Origin of the sequence: Pyrococcus sp., assembly GCF_030153625.1 — an archaeon.
Taxonomy (GTDB): domain Archaea; phylum Methanobacteriota_B; class Thermococci; order Thermococcales; family Thermococcaceae; genus Pyrococcus; species Pyrococcus furiosus.
Window position 1 is genome coordinate 1 of the sequence record NZ_JASKLM010000024.1, and the last position, 20,539, is coordinate 20,539.

Annotated in this window: 26 protein-coding genes, 1 tRNA gene and 1 pseudogene; 14 read left to right on the top strand and 14 right to left on the bottom strand. The window is 41.2% G+C overall.

From position 1 onward, the window contains the following. The 9 genes and pseudogenes from PWP39_RS05405 to PWP39_RS05445 form a co-directional block, all read right to left on the bottom strand. A partial coding sequence (locus PWP39_RS05405; RefSeq protein ID WP_288073031.1) for an AAA family ATPase occupies positions 1-813 on the bottom strand: 813 nt, incomplete at its 3' end. Positions 814-817: 4 nt separating this feature from the next. After that, the gene (locus PWP39_RS05410) at positions 818-1,588 is read right to left on the bottom strand and encodes a RuvC family protein (protein ID WP_048059048.1); all 771 of its coding nucleotides are present in this window, start codon (positions 1,586-1,588) and stop codon (positions 818-820) included. 49 nt (positions 1,589-1,637) lie between these two features. After that, a complete protein-coding gene (gene porB, locus PWP39_RS05415) occupies positions 1,638-2,633 on the bottom strand; it encodes a pyruvate synthase subunit PorB (RefSeq protein ID WP_011012102.1) in 996 nt (331 codons plus the stop codon). 10 nt (positions 2,634-2,643) lie between these two features. After that, complete coding sequence (gene porA / locus PWP39_RS05420) at positions 2,644-3,834, bottom strand: pyruvate synthase subunit PorA (protein ID WP_011012103.1); 1,191 nt, start codon at positions 3,832-3,834, stop codon at positions 2,644-2,646. Positions 3,835-3,844: 10 nt separating this feature from the next. Further along, positions 3,845-4,162: a pyruvate synthase subunit PorD gene (porD, locus tag PWP39_RS05425; protein ID WP_011012104.1), complete on the bottom strand. Its 318-nt coding sequence runs from the start codon at positions 4,160-4,162 to the stop codon at positions 3,845-3,847. A gap of 48 nt (positions 4,163-4,210) precedes the next feature. Next, positions 4,211-5,146, bottom strand: a complete 936-nt coding sequence (locus PWP39_RS05430; RefSeq protein ID WP_011012105.1) for a 3-methyl-2-oxobutanoate dehydrogenase subunit beta — start codon at positions 5,144-5,146, stop codon at positions 4,211-4,213. Between the two features lie 5 nt (positions 5,147-5,151). Next, positions 5,152-6,336: pseudogene (gene porA / locus PWP39_RS05435) on the bottom strand (pyruvate ferredoxin oxidoreductase). 12 nt (positions 6,337-6,348) lie between these two features. Next, positions 6,349-6,666: a 3-methyl-2-oxobutanoate dehydrogenase subunit delta gene (locus PWP39_RS05440; protein ID WP_011012107.1), complete on the bottom strand. Its 318-nt coding sequence runs from the start codon at positions 6,664-6,666 to the stop codon at positions 6,349-6,351. A gap of 36 nt (positions 6,667-6,702) precedes the next feature. Next, positions 6,703-7,260 carry a pyruvate/ketoisovalerate ferredoxin oxidoreductase subunit gamma gene (locus PWP39_RS05445; RefSeq protein ID WP_011012108.1) on the bottom strand — a complete coding sequence of 186 codons (558 nt, stop codon included), beginning with the start codon at positions 7,258-7,260 and terminating at the stop codon, positions 6,703-6,705. A 238-nt stretch (positions 7,261-7,498) separates the two neighbouring features. On the opposite strand from PWP39_RS05445, the gene PWP39_RS05450 reads away from it, so the two are divergent. The 9 genes from PWP39_RS05450 to cuyB are packed head-to-tail and all read left to right on the top strand — an operon-like array spanning position 7,499 to position 13,629. Further along, positions 7,499-8,551: a hydroxymethylglutaryl-CoA synthase gene (locus PWP39_RS05450; RefSeq protein ID WP_288073036.1), complete on the top strand. Its 1,053-nt coding sequence runs from the start codon at positions 7,499-7,501 to the stop codon at positions 8,549-8,551. A gap of 13 nt (positions 8,552-8,564) precedes the next feature. Next, positions 8,565-9,731: a thiolase family protein gene (locus PWP39_RS05455; RefSeq protein ID WP_014835296.1), complete on the top strand. Its 1,167-nt coding sequence runs from the start codon at positions 8,565-8,567 to the stop codon at positions 9,729-9,731. 1 nt (position 9,732) lies between these two features. Next, entirely contained in the window at positions 9,733-10,143 is a 411-nt protein-coding gene (locus PWP39_RS05460; RefSeq protein ID WP_011012111.1) for a Zn-ribbon domain-containing OB-fold protein, read from the top strand. Positions 10,144-10,174: 31 nt separating this feature from the next. Further along, positions 10,175-10,627, top strand: coding sequence for a hydrogenase maturation protease (locus PWP39_RS05465; RefSeq protein WP_048059049.1), 453 nt, complete (start codon positions 10,175-10,177; stop codon positions 10,625-10,627). A gap of 1 nt (position 10,628) precedes the next feature. After that, complete coding sequence (locus PWP39_RS05470) at positions 10,629-10,877, top strand: membrane protein (protein ID WP_011012113.1); 249 nt, start codon at positions 10,629-10,631, stop codon at positions 10,875-10,877. Then, the gene (locus PWP39_RS05475) at positions 10,874-11,467 is read left to right on the top strand and encodes a LysO family transporter (protein ID WP_011012114.1); all 594 of its coding nucleotides are present in this window, start codon (positions 10,874-10,876) and stop codon (positions 11,465-11,467) included. The genes PWP39_RS05470 and PWP39_RS05475 overlap by 4 nt, the downstream gene beginning before the upstream one ends. A 1-nt stretch (position 11,468) precedes the next feature. Then, a complete protein-coding gene (locus tag PWP39_RS05480; RefSeq protein ID WP_288073039.1) occupies positions 11,469-12,419 on the top strand; it encodes a transglutaminase-like domain-containing protein in 951 nt (316 codons plus the stop codon). An 8-nt stretch (positions 12,420-12,427) separates the two neighbouring features. After that, complete coding sequence (locus tag PWP39_RS05485) at positions 12,428-12,946, top strand: cob(I)yrinic acid a,c-diamide adenosyltransferase (protein ID WP_014835299.1); 519 nt, start codon at positions 12,428-12,430, stop codon at positions 12,944-12,946. Beyond that, positions 12,943-13,629: a cysteate racemase gene (cuyB, locus tag PWP39_RS05490; protein WP_011012117.1), complete on the top strand. Its 687-nt coding sequence runs from the start codon at positions 12,943-12,945 to the stop codon at positions 13,627-13,629. The genes PWP39_RS05485 and cuyB overlap by 4 nt, the downstream gene beginning before the upstream one ends. 3 nt (positions 13,630-13,632) lie before the next feature. On the opposite strand, the gene PWP39_RS05495 is transcribed toward cuyB, so the two are convergent. Next, positions 13,633-13,781, bottom strand: a tRNA-Trp gene (locus PWP39_RS05495). A 95-nt stretch (positions 13,782-13,876) separates the two neighbouring features. Here PWP39_RS05495 and PWP39_RS05500 point away from each other — a divergent pair. Next, the gene (locus tag PWP39_RS05500) at positions 13,877-15,130 is read left to right on the top strand and encodes an MFS transporter (RefSeq protein WP_011012118.1); all 1,254 of its coding nucleotides are present in this window, start codon (positions 13,877-13,879) and stop codon (positions 15,128-15,130) included. On the opposite strand, the gene PWP39_RS05505 is transcribed toward PWP39_RS05500, so the two are convergent. Genes PWP39_RS05505 through PWP39_RS05520 form a run of 4 tightly spaced genes read right to left on the bottom strand, consistent with a single transcriptional unit; the run spans position 15,087 to position 16,916 of the window. Continuing rightward, positions 15,087-15,647, bottom strand: coding sequence for a DNA replication complex subunit Gins51 (locus PWP39_RS05505; protein WP_014835300.1), 561 nt, complete (start codon positions 15,645-15,647; stop codon positions 15,087-15,089). The two genes, PWP39_RS05500 and PWP39_RS05505, sit on opposite strands and share 44 nt — an antisense overlap. Positions 15,648-15,683: 36 nt before the next feature. Next, positions 15,684-16,433, bottom strand: coding sequence for a DNA polymerase sliding clamp (locus PWP39_RS05510; RefSeq protein WP_011012120.1), 750 nt, complete (start codon positions 16,431-16,433; stop codon positions 15,684-15,686). Next, positions 16,423-16,602 (bottom strand): hypothetical protein, encoded by a 180-nt coding sequence (locus PWP39_RS05515; protein ID WP_011012121.1) that lies wholly within the window; start codon positions 16,600-16,602, stop codon positions 16,423-16,425. Before PWP39_RS05515 ends, PWP39_RS05510 begins: the two co-directional genes overlap by 11 nt. Next, positions 16,584-16,916 carry a transcription factor S gene (locus PWP39_RS05520; protein ID WP_011012123.1) on the bottom strand — a complete coding sequence of 111 codons (333 nt, stop codon included), beginning with the start codon at positions 16,914-16,916 and terminating at the stop codon, positions 16,584-16,586. The genes PWP39_RS05515 and PWP39_RS05520 overlap by 19 nt, the downstream gene beginning before the upstream one ends. Positions 16,917-17,003: 87 nt before the next feature. Between PWP39_RS05520 and PWP39_RS05525 the strand changes: the two genes are divergently transcribed. The 4 genes from PWP39_RS05525 (at position 17,004) to pheS (ending at position 20,532) form a co-directional block, all read left to right on the top strand. Then, the gene (locus tag PWP39_RS05525) at positions 17,004-17,627 is read left to right on the top strand and encodes a translin family protein (RefSeq protein WP_014835302.1); all 624 of its coding nucleotides are present in this window, start codon (positions 17,004-17,006) and stop codon (positions 17,625-17,627) included. Continuing rightward, positions 17,614-18,189 carry an endonuclease V gene (locus PWP39_RS05530; RefSeq protein WP_011012124.1) on the top strand — a complete coding sequence of 192 codons (576 nt, stop codon included), beginning with the start codon at positions 17,614-17,616 and terminating at the stop codon, positions 18,187-18,189. The genes PWP39_RS05525 and PWP39_RS05530 overlap by 14 nt, the downstream gene beginning before the upstream one ends. Beyond that, on the top strand, positions 18,176-18,814 hold the full coding sequence (locus tag PWP39_RS05535; RefSeq protein ID WP_011012125.1) for a DUF120 domain-containing protein: 639 nt from the start codon (positions 18,176-18,178) through the stop codon (positions 18,812-18,814). Before PWP39_RS05530 ends, PWP39_RS05535 begins: the two co-directional genes overlap by 14 nt. Positions 18,815-19,032: 218 nt before the next feature. Next, on the top strand, positions 19,033-20,532 hold the full coding sequence (gene pheS / locus PWP39_RS05540; RefSeq protein WP_011012126.1) for a phenylalanine--tRNA ligase subunit alpha: 1,500 nt from the start codon (positions 19,033-19,035) through the stop codon (positions 20,530-20,532). Positions 20,533-20,539 lie beyond the last annotated feature (7 nt).

Here is a 20,539-nt window from a genome sequence, read left to right on the forward strand (position 1 = left end):
GAAGTAAGCATTAGCCTCATTGGCAACAGCCTTAGCCAGCAAAGTCTTACCAGTCCCAGGAGGACCATACAACAAAACACCCTTCGGAGGCTCAATACCCAATCTTTCAAACAATTCTGGATGCTTCAAGGGCAATTCAACCATTTCCCTAATCTTCTCTATTGCTTCTTTTAGACCACCAATGTCCTCATAGGTGACTTCAGGAACTTTCTCCTCTCTGACCTCAACCGCTTGCGGAAGTACTTCAACTTCAGTATTGTAAGTTATTTGCACTATTCCTCTGGGAACTGTACTTACAACTACAAACTTCAGCTCTCCAAAGCCCATGGACATCTCAAAGAATCCTCTGAATATCTCGTCAAATGGTGTTCCTGTGTAAAATTCACTTCTTCCACTTGCCACTACAATGTCTCCTTTTACCACGGGTCTTCCCAGGAGGTTGTTTTTAACTAGGTCTCCTGGAATCTGGATATATACTCCCTTTTGGGCAGGAGCTAAAACAACTTTTTTTGCCTCTTTAACTTCAGCTCTCCTAATTGTTACGTAATCTCCAATGCTAACTCCAGCATTCTTTCTAATGTAGCCGTCCATTCTAACTATATCCAACCCCCTATCGTCTGGGTGGGCGTTTGCCACTATTGCTGCAGTAATTCTATTTCCTTCAATTTCTACAATGTCCCCAGGTTCGACTCCAAGCATTCTCTGATATTTCTTATCAAATCTTACAATACCTCTTCCAACGTCCCACTTAAGAGCTTCAGCTACTCTAAGCTTAATTTCTTCTTTTCTCTCTTCTCCCCTTCCAATTATCATGATATCACCCCTTACCCTTTTTCTTCTTTTGAAGCTCTATAGCCTCTTCAATTGTGAGGTTACCAAGAGCTACTTCTTTAGCAAGTTCAGACGAAATGGTAATTTTACCTCCACTCACAATCCTACTTTGAGCTTTTATATTCTCTATTTCTCCCTTGGTAACTTTGTCACCCCTTATTAACTCTTTTATTGTCATTTCCCTTCCCTCTCTAAGCCCTATGTTTATTGAAGCTACTATGTCCTGAATAGCCCAAGCTTCAACCCCTCCGACTCTTGGAGTTGTCCCCCTTTCATTTACAAGTATTATGGGATAATTCTCTCCTAATACCTTCGCCAATGATTTGAGCATTAAGATCCTGTGTCTCTTAGCCCCATGCCCAATTTTTATCTTTGCTCCTGGGTATTTTTCTAGGAGCTGGATAATGATATCTACATCTTTTGGGCTCTTTAGGTGATATACTTCCAAAACCCTATTGTCAGCAACAACACTAACTCCAGGCCGCTCTCCTGGGTCTATGGCTATGAAAACGGATTTGAACCTCTTTTTTCCTTCAAGAAACAGCAAAAGTTCATCTATGAAAGTCTCATCCCTAACTATTATTTTGTTTGGGAACTTTATCTTGTCAAAGTCTTTCTCTCCTGTTAGAATAACTTCTACGTCGAAGGGTATTTCATCTGTGGGGGTTAGACTATAAAATGGTATCTTATGCTCCTTGAGAACCTTTGATGCTAAATAGTACACTCTTGGGTCACTTGTCATTATCGCAATTCGCATCAATAAAAGGAAATAATTAATAGGTTAAAAAAGATAATGGAAAAAGAGGCTACTCCTCGGGTCTTGGAAGTATTGCTTCAACTCCTAAGACTTTCCACATTGCTTTTACTTGGTTCCTAAGCTCTTCAATGGCCTCTGGTCTCTTGAAGAGGTGCTTGAATCTTCCTTGGAGCTTGAGGTACTCCTCGATTGGCTTCTTGAACTCTATTCTAACGACTCTGTTGCCTTCCTTGTAAACCTTAGCTCCTCCTCCTGGGGGCTGTATCTTAATGTTCCAGATGTCACCATTTTCAATCTCGAAGAGTGGCCATATACCTGTTTCTATGGCTAGCCTTGCTATCTCAACGCCTTTTTCCAGTGGACTTCTCCATCCTGTCGGACAAGTACAGAGGACTTGAACGAATGCTGGCCCGTCAATCTTGCCTGCTTTCTTTATCTTTCTCACGAAGTCAAGTGGATTTCCTATGCTTGCAGTTGCTACATAGGGAATTTGATGAGCGGCTGCAATAAGTGCTACCCACTTCTTTGGCTTGTCTTCACCTACTGAATACTTTCCGGGAGGTGAAGTTGTGGTCCATGCTCCATATGGTGTTGATGAAGACCTCTGAATTCCAGTGTTCATGTAAGCCTCATTGTCATACATAAGGTAGAGAACATTGTGCCATCTTTCGAGCATTCCAGAGAGGGCTTGGAGTCCTATATCAGCTGTACCACCATCTCCACCTATTGCCAATATCTTACCTTTCCTTCCAAGCTTCTTCCATGCAGCTTCAATACCACTCGCTACGGCTGCAGCGTTTTCAAAAGCTACGTGAATCCAGGGGGCCTTCCATGCTGTATATGGGAATACAGCTGACACTACTTCCATACAGCCAGTTGCGTGAGCTATTGCGAAGGCGTTTGGATCTCCATATTTCTCTTCCATAGCTTCACTAAGAGCCTTGGTAGCTAACCTTAGAGCAGTAGCACACCCACAACCTGCACATGCGGCATGACCAGGAGCCCAATATTCACGGGTAGTTATTGGGGGCTTTCTAACTGCCATCTCAATCACCTCACTTCACAAGTTCCCATCTTAATCCAATCCAGTTAATTGGATTCTCAACTTTACCTTCCTTGAGTGCCTTCTCTGCAATTTCCAGGGCTTCGTCAAGCTGGTTGAAGGTTACATCTCTTCCACCTAGGCCAACTATGAAGTCGACCATTAGTGGCTTTTCGCTCTCGTTGATGAGAGCTGCTGATGCATCCGTAAAGACTGCACCATAAAGGCCGATTGTGATGTTCTTCTCTAGGAATGCGAGAACCTTTGCCTTCTTTGCTAGTTCTCTTATCTCTTCTACTGGGAATGGCCTATAAACGGTTATCTTTGCTGCACCGACTTTGTAACCTTCCTCTCTCTTCTTGTCTATCCACTCTTTAAGGGTTCCAGCCAGTGAACCCATTGTTACGAAGATTATGTCTGCATCCTCTGTCTTGTACTCCTCAATCTTCTGGTACTTTCTTCCGAACTTCTTCTCGAATTCTGCAAATGCTTCGTCTATTACCTTCTTTGCTCTCTCCATAGCCTCCCAAACTGTGTATCTGCTCTCCATATAGTGGGCCGGGAATGCAAGGCTTCCTTGAGTTATAGGCCTTGCGGGATCAATATATGCGTGCTTGGGCTCGTATTCTCCTAGGAATTCATCAACAACCTCTTGGTCTGGGATTTCTACTGGTTCAACTGTATGGGTTAGGATGAATGCATCGAATCCAACCATGGCTGGAAGGAGGACTCTTTCATCTTCTGCAACTTTGTAAGCTATTAGGATCAAGTCTAGAGCCTCTTGGTTGTTTTCTGCATAGAACTGCATCCATCCAGTATCTCTTTGGCTAATTGTGTCTTGCCAGTCATTCCAGATGTTAATTGGAGCTGACAAAGCTCTGTTACCAATTGCCATTACAATTGGCAATCTCATGCCAGCAGCAATGAATAGAATTTCGTGCATTAAAGCCAAACCTTGAGAGGCTGTTGCTGTGAAGGTTCTAACACCTGCAGCAGCCGCACCTACACATGCTGAAATTGCTGAGTGCTCACTTTCAACTTTAATAAACTCTGCGTCTAGTTCACCATTTGCCACGAATTCACTAATCTTCTCGGGTATTAGGGTTGAAGGTGTAATTGGGAATGCTGCTATAACCTTTGGTTTAGCCAACTTAGCAGCCCAAGCAGCGGCTTCATTAGCCTTCATAACTTTCCTAATTGGCATCTAAACCACCTCACTTAACTTCTCTAACCATTTCAATGGCTTTTGTTGGACACTCATTAGCACAGATTCCACAACCCTTACAATAGTCGTAGTCAAAAACTGGGTAACCTTCTTCATCTAGGTATATTGCAGGCTCTGGACAGTAGATGTAGCAGAGATAACACCTTACACACTTGTCCCTGTTGAACTCTGGCTTAAAAACTCTCCAAGATCCAGTTTTATTAATGACGCTACTTCCTGGAATGTAGACTATTGCTCCGGGTGTCATTTTTTCACTTAACTCTTTTTGGGCTCTTTCTATATCGGCCTTAAACGGACTTTCAGCCATATTTACCACCTCGAGTGAGTTTTCAAAATAAAAATTTAAGCATATAGGTCATCCAAAGACCTCGGCAAGCTTCTTTAGCCTTTCCCATTCTTCCAATACCCATTTTTGAAGTGTCTCAATATCTTCTTTTGTCATGTATTTAAATCTTCCCTGGAGCTTCAGGAATTCTTCAATTGGCTTTGGTTCTTTTTTGGGATTTGGCATATTAATCTTATACTTGCCATTTTCATATTCGAAGAGTGGGAAGTATGCAGTTTGAACTGCCAAGCGTGCAATTTCTATTGACTTGTCTGTTGGTGCTCTCCACCCAGTGGGACAGGGAGCGAAGAGCTGGATGAAACTTGGACCTGAAATCTTTTGAGCCTTCTTAAGTTTTCTAATGAAGTCCTCAGGATAAGCTATACTGGCAGTTGCGGCATATGGAATTCTATGGGCAATTACAATGTCAATAACCTTCTTCTTATGCCTCTTCTCTAGGAAGTGTCTCCTTCCTCCTGGGGTATTTGTGGTCCATGCTCCATATGGAGTTGATGAAGACCTCTGAATTCCAGTATTCATGTAGGCCTCATTATCGTACATTATGTACACCGCATCGTGACCTCTCTCCAAGAATCCAGAGAGGGCTTGAAGACCAATGTCGGCAGTACCACCGTCTCCTGCCCATCCAACGACCATTATCCCGTCTTCTCCCTTTACCTTGTATCCCATAGCCTTTAGTGCAGCTTCAATTCCACTTATCACCGCTCCTGTTGTTTCAAAGGCTGTGTGGAATAAGTTAGCATCTATTGCGGAGTAAGGCCAGGGACCAGCTATGATGGTCGAACAACAAGCTGGAATTACTAGGATGGTCTTTTTTCCATAAGCTTTCAGCACATATCTAAGTCCGAGGGAAGCCCCACATCCCTGGCAAGCGGTATGGCCAGCATAAAAGTGCTCTTCAAACGGGATCGTTACCCTCTTCTTAATATTCTCGGGAACTTCCATAACTCTCACCTCTTAAGATGGTACCAAACAACTTCTTTATCCACTTTTCCACTCTCAATGACTTTCTTCATATCATCTGCTATTGCCTTAATGTCTTTTACAGTAACATCCCTTCCTCCAAGGCCAACTATATAGTTCTTCATCAATGGGTGAGCTGAAGAGTTATAGAGCGCGCCCTTGCTCTCCGTGAAGAGAATTCCCTCTTGTCCAAAGGAGAAGTTTCTATCAAGAACGGCTATTCCCTTAACGCTCTCCGCAATTTCTACTAGCTCTTCCTTCGGGAATGGTCTAAACCATCTAACTTTTGCGTATCCTACTTTATAACCTTCTTTTCTTAAGAGGTCGACTGCTTCCTTTACGGTACCCATTAGGGAACCCATACCCATAAATACGAAGTCTGCATCATCGATGTAGCCTGTCTCAATCATTTGACTATAGTCTCTACCAAAGCGCTCTCCAAATTCTTTTCCGACTTCCTTAATGACTTTTTTGGCCTCTTCATGAGCCTTAGCTAACTTATATCTAAACTCATAGTAATCGTTTGGTGTTGCAAGGGCTCCTACCGCTATGGGCTCATCGAAGTTTGCTAAGCTATACAAGGGCTTCCTTGGTGGTAAAAACTCGTCAACAAGTTCCTGTGGAATCATTTCAACGACGTCATATGTGTGGCTGAGAATAAATGCGCTCTCAACTACCATTGCGGGAACGTTGACTGTCTCTGCAACTTTGTATGCCATTAGGACACCGTCGTAAACTTCTTGGTTGTTTTCAGCGTAGAACTGCATCCACCCAGTGTCTCTTTGTGAGAGAGAATCAGTTTGATCATCCCACACACTCCAAGGTGGAGCCATTGCTCTGTTTACATCAACCATAACAATTGGAAGCCTTGCTCCAGCAGCCTAATGAAGCATTTCATGCATTAGAGCTAATCCCTGAGCAGAAGTTGCAGTAAATGTTCTAGCTCCAGTAGCCGATGCGCCTATACAAGCTGCCATAGCAGAGTGCTCGCTTTCGACGGGTATATATTGAATGTCAGCCTCACCATTGGCTATAAACTCTGCAATTTTTTCAATGATGCTGGTTTGAGGGGTAATAGGATAAGCGGCAACAACTTGAACTCTCGCATGAAGGGCTGCATAAGCTGCAGCATAGTTGCCACTCACAACTTTTCTAATTGGTTTATATTCCATTTTCCCACCTCACTACTTTTCTTCCTTAATCATTGTAATTGCTTTAGTTGGGCACTCATTAGCACAGATTCCACAACCCTTACAATAGTCGTAGTCAATTGCAACGTATCCGTCGGGTTTTATGTAAATTGCAGGCTCTGGACAGTATTTCCAACAAATATAACATTTTACACATTTCTCTTCATTAACAACAGGCTTAAATGTTCTCCAATCTCCGGTGGGGTTAACCAAAGTAGTTCCGAGGCTTATAGGAGCTTCAGGGTACTCGTCAACAGATTTTAGAACTATAGGTTTTGCTTCTTCTTTGGTTTTTCCAAATAGAGTGTTCACAACTTCTCACCTCATCAAATATTGGAAAGAAAGAGGTTAAAGCTCAAATACTTCTGTTTTTTCGTAAGCTTCTCTTGCAGCCCTTGCGTTCTTTTCACCAAGCTCCCCAGAGAATGTGTCTTTGATGGCTTCCTCTATGCTCTCAATCTTGACTAGCCCTGTGGCCTTTGCAACAGCTCCCAATATGGCAGTATTCGTAATGGGCAATCCAAGAATTTCAAGAGCTATCGTAGTTGCATCAACTATAGCGAGCTTCTTTGGCTTTTTCTTTAACTTTTCGAGAACTTCTTCTTTGCTCTTTTCTGTATTCACTATGACAATTCCCTCATCTTTAAGACCAGCAGTTACGTCTACAGCATCTAAGAGAGAGGGATCTAGCACAACAACAACGTCGGGTTCATAAATTTGAGTCTTTATCCTAATTGGTTTGTTGTCTATCCTTGTGAAAGCTGTTACTGGAGCTCCTCTTCTTTCAACTCCAAAGAATGGGAAAGCCTGCACGTATTTACCTTCTAGAAACGCTGCTTCAGCAAGAATGTTTGCAGCGGTAACTGCACCTTGACCTCCTCTACCGTGAAAGCGAACTTCTATCATCTTCAAACCTCCTTAAAATTTTTGAATTTAATTACGGGCATTTTTGGTTAAAGAAAATTAGTTTATTTAATTTTCGGTGTGTCCCGAAAACTTTCACGTCAATTGCAAAACCCTTGGTTTACAATATTAATATTGTTTTATCGACGATGAACGAAATAAAGTTAAGCTTTTACCGAAAGTCTTTTATAACTCCTCCTTTTTCTAGTAGGTGACACAGTAATTCCCAGGGGGAGGTTAAATGAGAAAGGTAATGAAGCCAATGAAAGACGTTGGTATTGTTGGGTATGGAGCATACGTGCCAATGTATAGGATAAGGAATGAAGAAATAGGAAGAGTATGGGGGGTCTCAAGCTTTCCGATAGAAGAAAAGGCTGTACCTGGGCTTGATGAAGACGCTATAACGATAGGAATAGAAGCTGCTAGAAACGCCTTAAAGAGAGCTAAGATAGATCCTCAAAAAATAAGGGCCATTTGGTTTGGTACTGAAAGTAAGCCCTATGCAGTAAAGCCTTCAGCTACAATAATAGCTGAAGCTATTGGTGCAACTCCAGATCTTGAAGCTGCTGATTTTGAATTCGCTTGTAAGGCTGGCACTGAGGCTCTGCAAGCTGCCATAGGTTTTGTAGGTTCGGGCATGGCTGAGTATGCAATAGCCATAGGTGCTGACACTGCCCAGGGAAGGCCCGGAGATCACTTAGAGTTCACAGCTGGGGCAGGAGGAGCAGCTTTCATTGTGGGAGAAAAGAGCAATGAGAGTGTAGCATATTTTGAGGGGAGCTACTCTTACGTTACAGACACTCCCGATTTCTGGAGAAGGCAACATGAACACTACCCCAGGCATGGAAACAGGTTTACTGGGGAGCCAGCATACTTCCACCATATAATTAATGCAGCCAAGACCCTTATGGAAGAGTTAGGCCTTAAGCCAAGTGACTTTGATTATGCAGTATTTCACCAACCAAATGTAAAGTTCCCATTGACAGTTGCTAAGATTCTTGGGATTCCTAAAGAGAAAGTTCTACCGGGATTGCTAACAGGGAGAATAGGAAATACATACAGCGGTGCAACAATGGTTGGAGTTTCTGCTGTTTTGGACATAGCAAAGCCCGGGGATAGAATTCTCTGGGTCTCGTTTGGTTCTGGAGCAGGAAGCAATGCATTTAGTATAGTTGTTCAGGATGCCATAGAGGAGAAGAGAGATTTAGCGCCAAAAGTTGAGGATTATGTGAAGAGGAGAAAAGTCATTGATTACGCTCTCTATGCAAAGGCTAGAAGAAAGTACATCTTGTAGAGGGGTGGGAGATATGAGAAAAGCAATAATAGTTGGAGTTGGAATGACTCCTGTTGGAGAACATTGGAGGTCTTCTCTTAGGGATTTAGCCGTCGAAGCAATTTTAAACGCGATGGATGATGCGGGAATTGACAAAGTTGATTCTCTATATGTTGGTAACATGGCATCTGGTTCATTCGTAGAGCAAGAAAACCTGGGAGCATTAATAGCTGATTGGGCTGGATTGGGGAATATTCCTGCCGTTAAAATTGAAGCTGCTTGTGCTTCTGGTGGAGCTGCAGTTCAAGAAGGTGCTAAAGCTGTGCTTAGTGGTCTTGAAGATGTAGTTTTAGTCGTTGGAGTAGAGAAGATGACAGATGCTTGGCCTAGTGATGCTACGAGATACTTGGGATATGCCGCTGATGCTGAGTGGGAGCTCTTCCATGGTGCCAGCTTTGTAGCTTTGAATGCTCTTATAATGAGACTTTACATGAACACTTACGGGTATAAGGAGGAGGATTTGGCACTATTTGCAGTTAATGCTCACGCAAATGGTGCAAAGAATCCCTATGCAATGTTTAAGAAGCCAATAACAGTTGAAACAGTTATGAAGAGTCCCTACATTGCTGATCCACTTAAGCTCTTCGATGCATCTCCAGTTTGTGACGGTGCTGCAGCAGTTATAATTACCACACCAGAGAAGGCTAAAGAGCTTGGTATTCCAAAGGACAAATGGATTGAGATTGCAGGAATGGGAAGGGCTATTGACACAATAAATCTGGCCAATAGAGAAGATTTCCTAACTTTAAAAGCAGCTACAATTGCAGCAGAAAGAGCTTATAAGATGGCCGGAGTTAAGCCTGAGGATGTTGACTTCTTTGAGGTCCACGATGCATTTACAGTTATGGCAGCATTAAGTCTAGAGGCGCTGGGAGTTGCAAAGAAGGGCGAAGGAGCTAAACTCGCAATTGAGGGTCAAATAGCAATTGACGGGGATTATCCAATCCAAACAATGGGTGGATTGAAAGCAAGAGGTCACCCAGTAGGAGCTACTGGGGTTTATCAGGTTGTAGAGGCTGTTCTCCAGCTAAGAGGAGAGGCTCCTGATGGGATTCAAGTTCCCGATGCTGAAGTGGGATTAACTCAGAATATTGGAGGTACTGGATCAAATATCACCGTTACTGTTTTGAGGAGGGTCTGAAATGGGGAAGCCGATGCAGGTTTCCAGGTATTGGAGACACTTTAGGGAGAAATACAGACTTATAGGTGGAAAGTGTGAAAATGGCCACCTTCTATTCCCCAAGAGACCAATCTGCCCAATTTGTGGAAGTAGAAACATTGAAGAATTTCAGTTTAGTGGAAAGGGGAAAGTTATAACATGGACTATAGTCAGAAACCCTCCAAGTGGCTTTGAGTACTACAAACCCTACCCATTGGCTTTAGTTCAGCTTGAGGAAGGGCCCGTTGTATTGGCTCAACTTACAGACGTAGAGCCTGAAGAAATCAAAGAAGGAATGGAAGTGGAGATGGTAACAAGAAAGATCAGAGAATTTGACGAAGATGGGCTAATTCTCTATGGATATAAGTTTAGACCCATCATAAAGAGTGAGTAACTTTTTAAACTTTCACTTTATTCCTTTTTTGATGTCTTCAGTTCTTATTGTTGCATTGGGAAATGAAGTCATGGGAGACGATGGAGTAGGGATTAAAATCGGGAGAGAATTGAAAAGGCAAGGGTACAAAGTAGAAGAACTTGGAACTGATATTTTCTCTCTCATGAGGGTTTATAACGGGGAGAATAAAGTAATTATAGTAGATGCTGTTCTTGGAGAGATCCCAGGTAAGGTCGTCTACTTTAAAGGAGAGGATATTTTCAAGAAGTTAAGGGCAGAAATTAGAAGTGCTCACTTTATGGGGGCAGTTGAGGGGTTAAAATTACTGTTAGAGGTTGACGAAAGACTTAAGAACGCTGAACTTCATTTTGTTGGGGTTACGATAAAGGAACCAAAATTGGGCCTAGAGTTAAGTGAAGAAGTTAAGCGAGCAATTCCAAGAGCTATGGAACTAATATTGTCAATAATTAGGGAAGGTGAGTAAGGTGAATATTTTAATCCCGCTCCTCCTGGGAATTATTATTGGGTACATTCTTAGAGAAAGGAGGAAGAAAATTGATACGGAACTTCTTATGAGTGTATCTGTTCTTGTTTTAATCTTCCTAATGGGAGTGAGAACTGGGAATGTTAAAATAGATGCGACTAAAGTCTTGCTTTACTCTATAGCAATTATGATATCAACTATAGCAGGTAGCTTAATCTTTGCAAAGATATTTTGGAGGGAGAAATCATGAAATTCATGATTCTATCCCTGATAAGCTTCACTATGGGGTGGATTGGAGGAAAAGTTGGAATTAAAGCCGGGAACTTATACGAGTGGGCCTTGTATGTTTTGATTTTTGTAATTGGCCTAGAAATTGGATTAAACGGTAGAATTAGCGAACTTAGGGACAAATTTAATGCAAAAATACTGCTAATGCCCTTACTCACATTAATGGGCTCCATGGTGGGAGGAGTTCTAATTGGAATAATCCTCACGATACCCATAAGATGGAGTGTCGCCATAGCATCTGGAGTGGGATGGTACTCCCTTACAGGCCCAGTTTTGGCTAAATATTCAGAATTTTATGGAGTAGTTGGTTTTCTTGCAAACTTTTTGAGGGAAATTTTTACTGTGCTGTTTTACCCCACCATTGCCAGAATAGTTGGAAAAGAAGTAGCCATAAGTATTGGGGGAGCAACAACAATGGACTCTACGCTGCCGGTTATAGTGAAGTTCGGAGGAAGAGACGTCATGATAATTGCCTTTGTTCATGGTTTTATCTTAAGTTTAATAGTTCCAATTCTTACTCCAACCCTAGCATCTCTAGCTGCGAGGGGATAATATGAGGGTCCCACTTCTCATTCTCCTATTTCTTGTACTTACTTCTGGTTGCATAGCCCCCTCAACTCCTTCTTTCACCCAAACACCTACTTGTTTAGAGCAAGAAAAGGATCTCAACAAAGCAATTAAATGCTACTTAGAGGATCCAAGAGAAATTAAAGCCCTAACAAATTTATCCAAATCTCTTAAAGGTCCCAATGAAGAGTGGACAATATGGAATATCTTAAAGTGGGAAGAAGAAAACCTCAAATATGATGACAACAAACCAACAAACTACATTCTTAGGCCAAGCGAATTCTTAGTAAAAAGAAAAGGGGTTTGCACAGATTACACCGTTCTTACCCTTGGGCTTCTCTTAACTTTAAATTACTCCCAAGTTGGCTTTATGATAGTGCACTATGCTGAAAGTACAACTCTCCATTCTACTGCAATTGCTAATGTTTCAGGAACTCTATTTGTTTTAGATCAGAAGCTTCCACCTTTAGATTTAGGAAGTTATATTGTAGAGAGTGGAAAAGCCGGAAAACTCATAACACAGGGAGAGCTTTATTATGTGAGTAAATCTAACGGAAGTATTATCATTGAAGGACCAACAATTCTAGGAGCTAATGATTTCATTAGGCAGGACTATAAAATTGATGAGCAAGAACTAAAAAGCATTGAAATTGCTCTAAAAACTATGATAGCGCAGAAAAGCAAGTTATCTCAAGTTTATGAACTTAAATATTCACTTCCCAGGGGGTTTAAGGAGCGGAGAGCCTGGATACTTAAAATTCCCAGGTTTAGAGTTATCTATAATCCTATTTTTAAGGAGCAATATTTGGAGACAATTATCTACCATATCTTAGAAGACGAAGAAATTAAAGAGCACATTAAAACTGCAAGAGGGTTTTACTTGGAAGTTACAATGGAACAAGAAGACTTAATAATCAAATTCTACTTAGCAAAATAGGGATATCTATGAGGGTCACAACAAAGATTGGGGATAAGGGAACTACTAGGCTTTATACAGGAGATGAAGTATGGAAGGATTCTCCCATTATTGAAGCAAATGGGACACTAGATGAACTAACAAGCTTCCTTGGAGAGGCCAGGCACTACGTGGATAAAGAGTTCCAACAAATTATAGACAAGATCCAAGAAGATTTGTACAAGATAATGGGAGAGATTGGGAGCAAGGGAAAGATTCAGGGAATTTCTAAGGAAGATGTAGAGTGGATCGAATCTTTAATAAAAACTTACGTGGAAAAAATAGAAATAAGAAGCTTTGTTCTCCCAGGAAGCACGCTTTCAAGTGCAAAACTCGATATATGCAGAACAATAGCAAGAAGAGCTGAGAGAAGATTGGCCACAGTTTTAAGGGAGTACGGACTAGGAAAGCTATCTCTCATTTATGTAAATAGACTAAGTGACCTCCTATATTTAATGGCTAGGTATATCGAAATTAAAGAAGGAAAGCTGAGGGAGGTAAAGAGATGAAGGTCATAGGAATATTAGGAGGGATGGGCCCTTTAGCTACGGTGGAGCTTTTTAAGAGGATTGTGGAAAAAACACCCGCTAAGAGGGATCAGGATCATCCCAAAATAATCATTTACAATAATCCCCAAATTCCAGATAGAACAGCCTACATTTTAGGAAGGGGAGAAGATCCAAGACCACAACTCATATGGACGGCTAAAAAATTGGAAAAATGTGGAGCAGATTTCATAGTAATGCCTTGCAATACTGCCCATGCCTTTATTGATGACATTAGGAGGGAAGTTGGCATTCCAGTGATAAGTATGATTGAAGAGACTGCAAAGAGAATAGCCTCCCTGGGAATAAAGAAGGCAGGTTTACTAGCCACCACAGGGACTATAGTAAGTGGTGTGTACCACAAAGAGCTCGAGAAGTATGGACTTGAAATTCTAACTCCCACTGAAGAAGAACAAGAGTTAGTCATGAAGGGGATTTACGAAGGCGTAAAAGCTGGTAATTTAGATCTTGGAAGAAACCTTCTTCTTCAAATTGCGAGGATTTTAGAAGAGAGAGGGGCAGAGGCAATAATTGCGGGATGTACAGAAGTTAGTGTAGTTATAAAAGAAAGCGACCTTAGAGTTATGCTGATAGATCCTATGAATGTTATAGCAGAAGTTGCAGTAAAGATGGCATTAGAAGAATGAGGATGGTGGGGGCGCGGGGATTTGAACCCCGGTCCGCGGGTTTCTCCGGCCCTCGGGGCTCCAAAGGTTCATCACGCCCCGAGGTCAGCAAACCCGCCTATCCTCATGGCCTCTGGAGCCCGCGATGATGGACCAGGCTACACCACGCCCCCACTCGATTAACTTTTAGTTTTCGATGAACTTATAAGCTTTACTCCTTCTACATCTCACAGCTTAACGATGAGAAGAAAATCTAAAGGTGGTGAAAGTGAACAGAGAAAAGGCAATAGTGATTCAAGGATTGCGAGGGAGAGTGGGAAAAGTTAAGAGGAGGTCAACGGCGAGAAGAAACATGATATTTCTTGCTATAGCAATGTTCTTTGCTAATATATCTTGGGGAATAGCTTTTCCGTACCTAGGTGTTTATATGAGGATTATTGGAGGGAGCGTATTCCTTGTTGGACTTTTGAGCGTGATATTTAACATTACCTCCACAGTGTTTCAATATCCTTTTGGATATCTTTCAGATAGAACTGGAAAAAGAAAACCCTTCATAGCCCTGGGAATTTTATCCTCTGGAGGAACTTATGCATTAATAGCATTCATATCTAGTCCAATCCTCTTACTAGGATTAAGAGGACTTCAAGGGGCTTTAAGTGCTTCCCTTTCTCCAGCTCATTCTGCTCTAATTTCTGAACTTGCTACAAGGGTAGGCTCGGCTTTTGGGTTTTTTAACTTTGTTGAAAACCTTGGATATATGGTAGGGAACTTTCTTGGAGGCTTTATTGTCCAATATCTTGACATTAAAAGTGCATTCTTCATAGCTTCAGCTTTTTCTCTACTTTCCATATTATTCCTCCTTCCAATTAGGGAAAGGGTAAGCAATAGAAAAAGCGTTCAGGGTTTGATAATAGTGCAAGAAGGAAGAGAGTCAGAAAAAGTTGAGATGAAAAGAATGGCCTTCAAAAGATTAATGAGGGGAAAACTAGGGCTGTTTTATATTTCGGTATTCTTGGCTATGATAGCATCAGGGGAAGTTTACTCTACAATCTCCGTATATTTTGAAGAGAAATTTGGGGAAAATTTCGTTGGCATATTTTTTGGTATTGATTCTCTTGCTGCAGCTTTAAGCTCCTTGGTAATTGGTAGGCTTATTGATAGATGGGGAGCTGAGGTTTTCTATAAGTTGTCTCTAATTGGGTATACTTTTACCTTTCTAGGCTACGCTTTTGTCAATGATCCGATAACAATGGGAATAGTTTCAGTCTTTTCAGGAATAAAATGGGCCATGTTCATAAGCTCAGTTTCCACATATGTTGCTAAAAAAGTTCCTTCAAGTGAAAGAGGACAAGGGATGGGGCTGCTAAACACTATGATGAGCTTAGGATGGGTTTTGGGTCCTCTCATTGGAGGATATCTTGCTGATATAAGTTTTAGAATAATGCTGTATTCAACGGTAGTTCCATTGTTGTTAGCCTTTACAATTGTATCAATACCTTATCCGCGGCATCCCTCTGAATGAGTACCCTGCCAATAGACTTCGGCAATACAACAAGATCGCCAGCCTTGAAGGGCCCATATTCTCTCAAATTTTCATCCAATATTTTGGGAATATCAACTCTAAGAAGATATGCCTCTATTATCCCAGGAGATGTTTCTTTTTCCTCTTCAATAACTTCAATACTCTCTTCTCCTGCCGTTTCAATTTCAAGAGGTTCTCCATTTATGAAAGCTGTTATTATCTTGTATATTTTCTTTTCATCTCCAACTAAATTTCTGGGAACTCCCTCAAATGCCATATCAACAATCTTATGCAACCTAATCCTTAATATTTCTCTAACAAGATTCCTAACCAAAGATAGTTGAGCTAAATACAGCTTTTTGTGAATGTCCTCTCCTCTTTCTTCATGTCTCTCGGCATTGATTTCCAAGGCTTTTCTAAAGCTTTCTAAATCGTCATAAAATTCTTCCTCTATTTTAGTCAGTTCTTCGCTTGAAAGTTCTCTCTCCAATAATCTTCTGAGAACCTCAATATCCATTGTTATCCCCAAATTAAATTATAAGGAAAAGAAAAGTCACTCTTCAACTCTTGGAGCCAGTAGGAATGTAAGTCTTCCTTCATCTCTAATGTAATACTCCATTTGCATGGGCATTTCATTTCCAAACTTTATTGTAACTTCATCGGCCTTTCCAAGTCCTTTAACCATGTCGGAGAGATAGCTGACTCCATATGCGCTCTTTGTCTCCTCTTGAACCTCGATGTCCAATAATCCCTCATCTTCAAGAGTTAGCTTTATCTCAACTTCCTGGGTTTCTCCCTCTGCCTTCATTATAAATTCATTTTCCCTGGCAATAAATTTTATGCTGTCACTCACTAGAGAGGCATCTTTAACAGCATCTTTTAGGACTTCTCCAAGAACTACAACCTTTGCAGTGAATGGAAGTTCTGGGAGGTCAACTTCCATCTCTTCTACATCTATTAGGGGAACTCTAAATGTTCTTGTTGCAGTTCCTTGAATTGTTATCTCTAAGAAGTTTTCCTCTCCTTTCTTGAGTATTAAGGTGTCCTTTGCTTTACCTCTCTTTAGGATCTTCTTTAGGTGGTCCATGTTAACTCCAATTGTTTCTGGTTCAACAACTTCATATTTGCTAAATATGCTTGACGGGAGATTTAGGTCAATCAGGACAACTCTACTTGGATCCATGGCCCTCATGCTTATCCCATCTTCTGTAACTTTAAACGCGGCCTCATCTATTAACTTACTTGCGGTGTCTATAAGTTGGGCAAACTCTTTTGCACCTTCAAATACGATTTCAAATGGCATCTCTTTCCACCTCCTTAAGAATGTTTAGCATAAGCCTAACTCTTTCTTTACCCCTCAATAAATAAGTTTTTCCATTGTCTGTATCGGGTATTCTTTTATAAGCTTCCTCTAGCTCCTTCAAAGCTTTCTCTGCTAATCTTGTCAAAACCTTTATTCGTAACTCCTCCATACGTATCCACACTTCTTACACTTATAGAATATTGTACTTGGCTCATCTCCTGCCCTAGTTTGAAGTTCCCACCACCATGCTTCATTATGCCCACATTTTGGGCAGGTTACTTTTGCTGTTGGAAGAGTCGAAACTTCTTGTTCAATTACAACTACTCCTTCATCAGGCCTATGCTTGACTTCTTCTGTTCTTCTATATGCTTTGGTGTCCTCAGGATTTATAGGTTCCTCATAACCACATTTTCTACAGACAAAGACTCCTCTCCTCCTGTCGGGTATCATAATACTCCCACATTTGGGGCAGAATTTCACCATTTATCTCACCCCCATACTAGCCAAGGGCAAAGTTTAATCGTTCAAAATAAAAAGTTTACCTTACACCATTCTTTGGAGGGAAGGTGTATGAAGATTAGTAAGATAATAGAGCAAATAAAATCTGAGCTCGATAAAAAAGATAAGCTAAGAGAAGAGGCATTAGAAATTACTAGGGACATAATAAGACTAAGTGGTGATGCTATAAAGGCAATGCATAGGGGAGAATTAGAATTAGCTCACGAAAGACTTGAAAAAGCTAGGGGGCTCGTAAAAGAATTAAAAGAAAAGTTGAGAGAGCATCCAGATCTTTACTATACAGGATACGTCCAGAATGCGAACCAAGAATTCGTTGAAGCTGTTCTAATGTACCACTATCTCACAGATAGGGAATTTCCAAGCCACGTCGACCTGGGAGTTCCTTCCCAGGATTACATTTTGGGAGTTGGGGACTTCATAGGAGAGTTAAGACGATATTTCTTGATAAATCTAATGAAAGGAAATCTTGACGAAGCAGAGAGCACTTACAGATTTATGGAAGAAGTCTATGAAGAACTAATGACACTCGAATATCCAAAAGGTCTAGTTAATATAAGGCAAAAGCAAGATCAGGCGAGGTACACCTTGGAAAGAACTCTTGAAGATCTAACAAGAGCAAAAGTTAACAGAAGGGTTGAAGAAAAACTGGAGGCTTTTTTGAATGATAGATCTTAGAAAACTGACGGAAGTGCAGCGAAGGCTTAGTAGGAAAATAGTGGAAAAACCAATAGATATAGCGAAAGTGAAGAGAGTTGGAGCCGTGGACGTCTCTTATAAGAATAACTTTGCTAAAGCTGCATTTGTTTGCGTAGAATTTCCTTCTGGTGAGATAATAAAAACAAAAACAATAGTAACAACCGTTGAGTTTCCCTATATCCCCACGTTTTTCTTTTTAAGGGAGACAAAACCAATATTGTTGGCTGTTAAAGACGAGAACTTTGACGTTCTGTTAGTTGAAGGGCATGGAAAAGCTCATCCCAGGAGATATGGACTAGCATCTCACATAGGAGTAATTCTTTCAAAGCCAACAATAGGAGTTGCCAAAAGGTTATTGAGAGGCGTGTCAAAAGATACCTACGTAAAGGTGGGAAAAGCTTTTGTTAGTGTAGGCAACCTAATAACTCTCAATGATGCTGTCAGAATTGTAGAAAAATTGCTAGATGAAAACGGTTATCCAAAGCCCTTAAATATAGCCGACAAACTCTCCAAAAGAGGTGAGTCTCGTGAAAAAGAGTAACCTTGATTTGTTAATCCTCCTTGCAAAGGCAGGGGGGATAGAGAAAGAGATTCTAACGACTTCTAGAGAACTTAGTAAAATGTTAAACGTTTCTCCTCAAACGATAGTTAGATGGTTAGAAGATCTCGAAAAAGATGGGCTAATAAAGAAAAGTGAATCAAGGAAAGGAACTTTAGTTACAATCACCGAAGAAGGAGTTAAGTTTTTGGAAAAACTACACGAGGAATTATCAGATGCTCTTTACAGAGGAATTATAATTGGAGAAGTTGTTTCTGGAATCGGAGAGGGTGCTTACTATGTTAGACAATATGCCCCCTTAATACGAGAGTACCTGGGATTTGACCCATACCCTGGAACATTAAACGTCAGAGTAATATTCCCAAAGACCATATTCGATGCACTTTGCAATGTTAGGCCTATTATAATTCCGGGATTTACAAAAGAAGGGAGAACCTTTGGAGACGTGAGGGCATATAGAGTTAAAATCGATAATATCGAAGGTGCAATAGTGATCCCCTCAAGAACAATTCATCCTCCAAAAATCGCTGAAATAATAGCTCCCGTGAATTTAAGAAAAACCCTCAACTTAAAGGATGGTGATAGAATTAGAATCAAAACCCTTTGAGGGCCCGGCTTATCCGCCCGCCTTCATCGTCTGCCCTTCTCGGCTCCCTCAGGCGGCCCCGGAGGCCGGGCCCTGTCCGCCCGGAGACGTCACCTCGTTCATCGCGCGCCATTGCCGGCACGCTCCCTCGGTCGGGCCGCCCGGGCGGCAGGTCGGACATGTGAATATACCAAAAAGAATTTTTAAATGTATGCCGCTCACAAAATGGAGGTGTGGAAATGTTAGGATACAATGAGAAGCTTGTTCTACTTAAGCTCAACGAAGTAAAAAAAGCAAGAATAGAGGAACTTGTAAAGCTCACAGGACTTGAGCAAGTTGCGATAATGAGAGCCCTTTTAACCCTTGAAAAAGAGGGTTTAGCCAAGATTTCGGAAAGAAAAGAGAGAATAATACGATTAACAGATCTAGGCAGAAAATACATTCAGATGGGATTACCTGAAATAAGAGCTTTAAACGTTTTAAAAAGCAAGAAAAAGGTAAAACTAGATGAATTAAGAGGAGTGCTGACGGAAGATGAGCTAAAGCCAATAGTTGGTATTCTAAGAAAGGAAGGATGGGTAAAGGTAGAGAAAACTCCAGAAGGTTTGGTGTTAGAAATAACAGAAAGAGGAGAAAATCCAGAAGAGAGACCAATAGATAAGGCTCTAAAAATATTATCAGAAAAAGAATATGCCACTTCTGAAGAAATATCAAAAATAGTTCCCATAAATGAACTCAAGAGAAGAAAAGTTGCCCAGGAGGAGGAAGTAGTTGAGAGGATTGCGGAGATTACTGAAAAGGGAGTTGAACTAGTGAAAAAAGGAATAGAGTTAAAGAGAGAGGTCACTAGTTTAACTCCAGAACTTATAGCAAGTGGAAAATGGAGAGAAGTAGAGTTCAAACCTTTCAACATTAAGGCCCCTGTAAAGAAGATATACCCGGGCAAGAAGCAACCATATAGAGTATTCTTAGACAAGATAAGGAGAAAATTAATCGAGATGGGATTCATTGAAATAACCGTGGATAGCTTAATTGAAACCCAGTTCTGGAACTTTGATGCTCTATTCCAGCCTCAAAACCACCCTGCCAGAGAATGGACAGACACCTACCAGCTGAAATATCCAGAAAAAGGCTATTTACCTAATAGAGAATTAGTGGAAAGAGTAAAGGAGGCCCATGAACGTGGATTGGCTGGCTCAAGAGGGTGGGGTTACGTATGGAGCCCCGAAAGAGCAATGTTTCTAATGCCCAGGGCCCATGCCACGGCCTTAAGTGCTAGACAGCTCGCGAAAGGAATAGAAATTCCTGGGAAGTATTTCACAATACAGAGAGTATTTAGGCCTGATGTCCTAGATAGAACACATTTGATAGAATTCAACCAAATTGATGGGTTTGTGGCAGCTGAGGACTTAACCTTTAGGCATCTACTGGGCATACTAAAGAAGTTTGCAATTGAGATTGCAGGAGCAAAAAAGGTAAAGTTCTTCCCAGATTATTATCCGTTTACAGAACCTAGTGTTCAGCTAAGTGCATATCACCCTGAATTAGGATGGGTCGAGTTTGGAGGTGCAGGAGTTTTTAGGGAGGAGATGACTAAAGCTCTAGGAATAGATGTCCCAGTTATAGCATGGGGAATTGGAATAGATAGGCTTGCAATGTTCAGGCTTGGAATAGATGATATTAGATATCTCTTCAGCTACGATCTGAAGTGGCTTAGGGAAGCTAAGCTCATTTGGTAGGTGATGA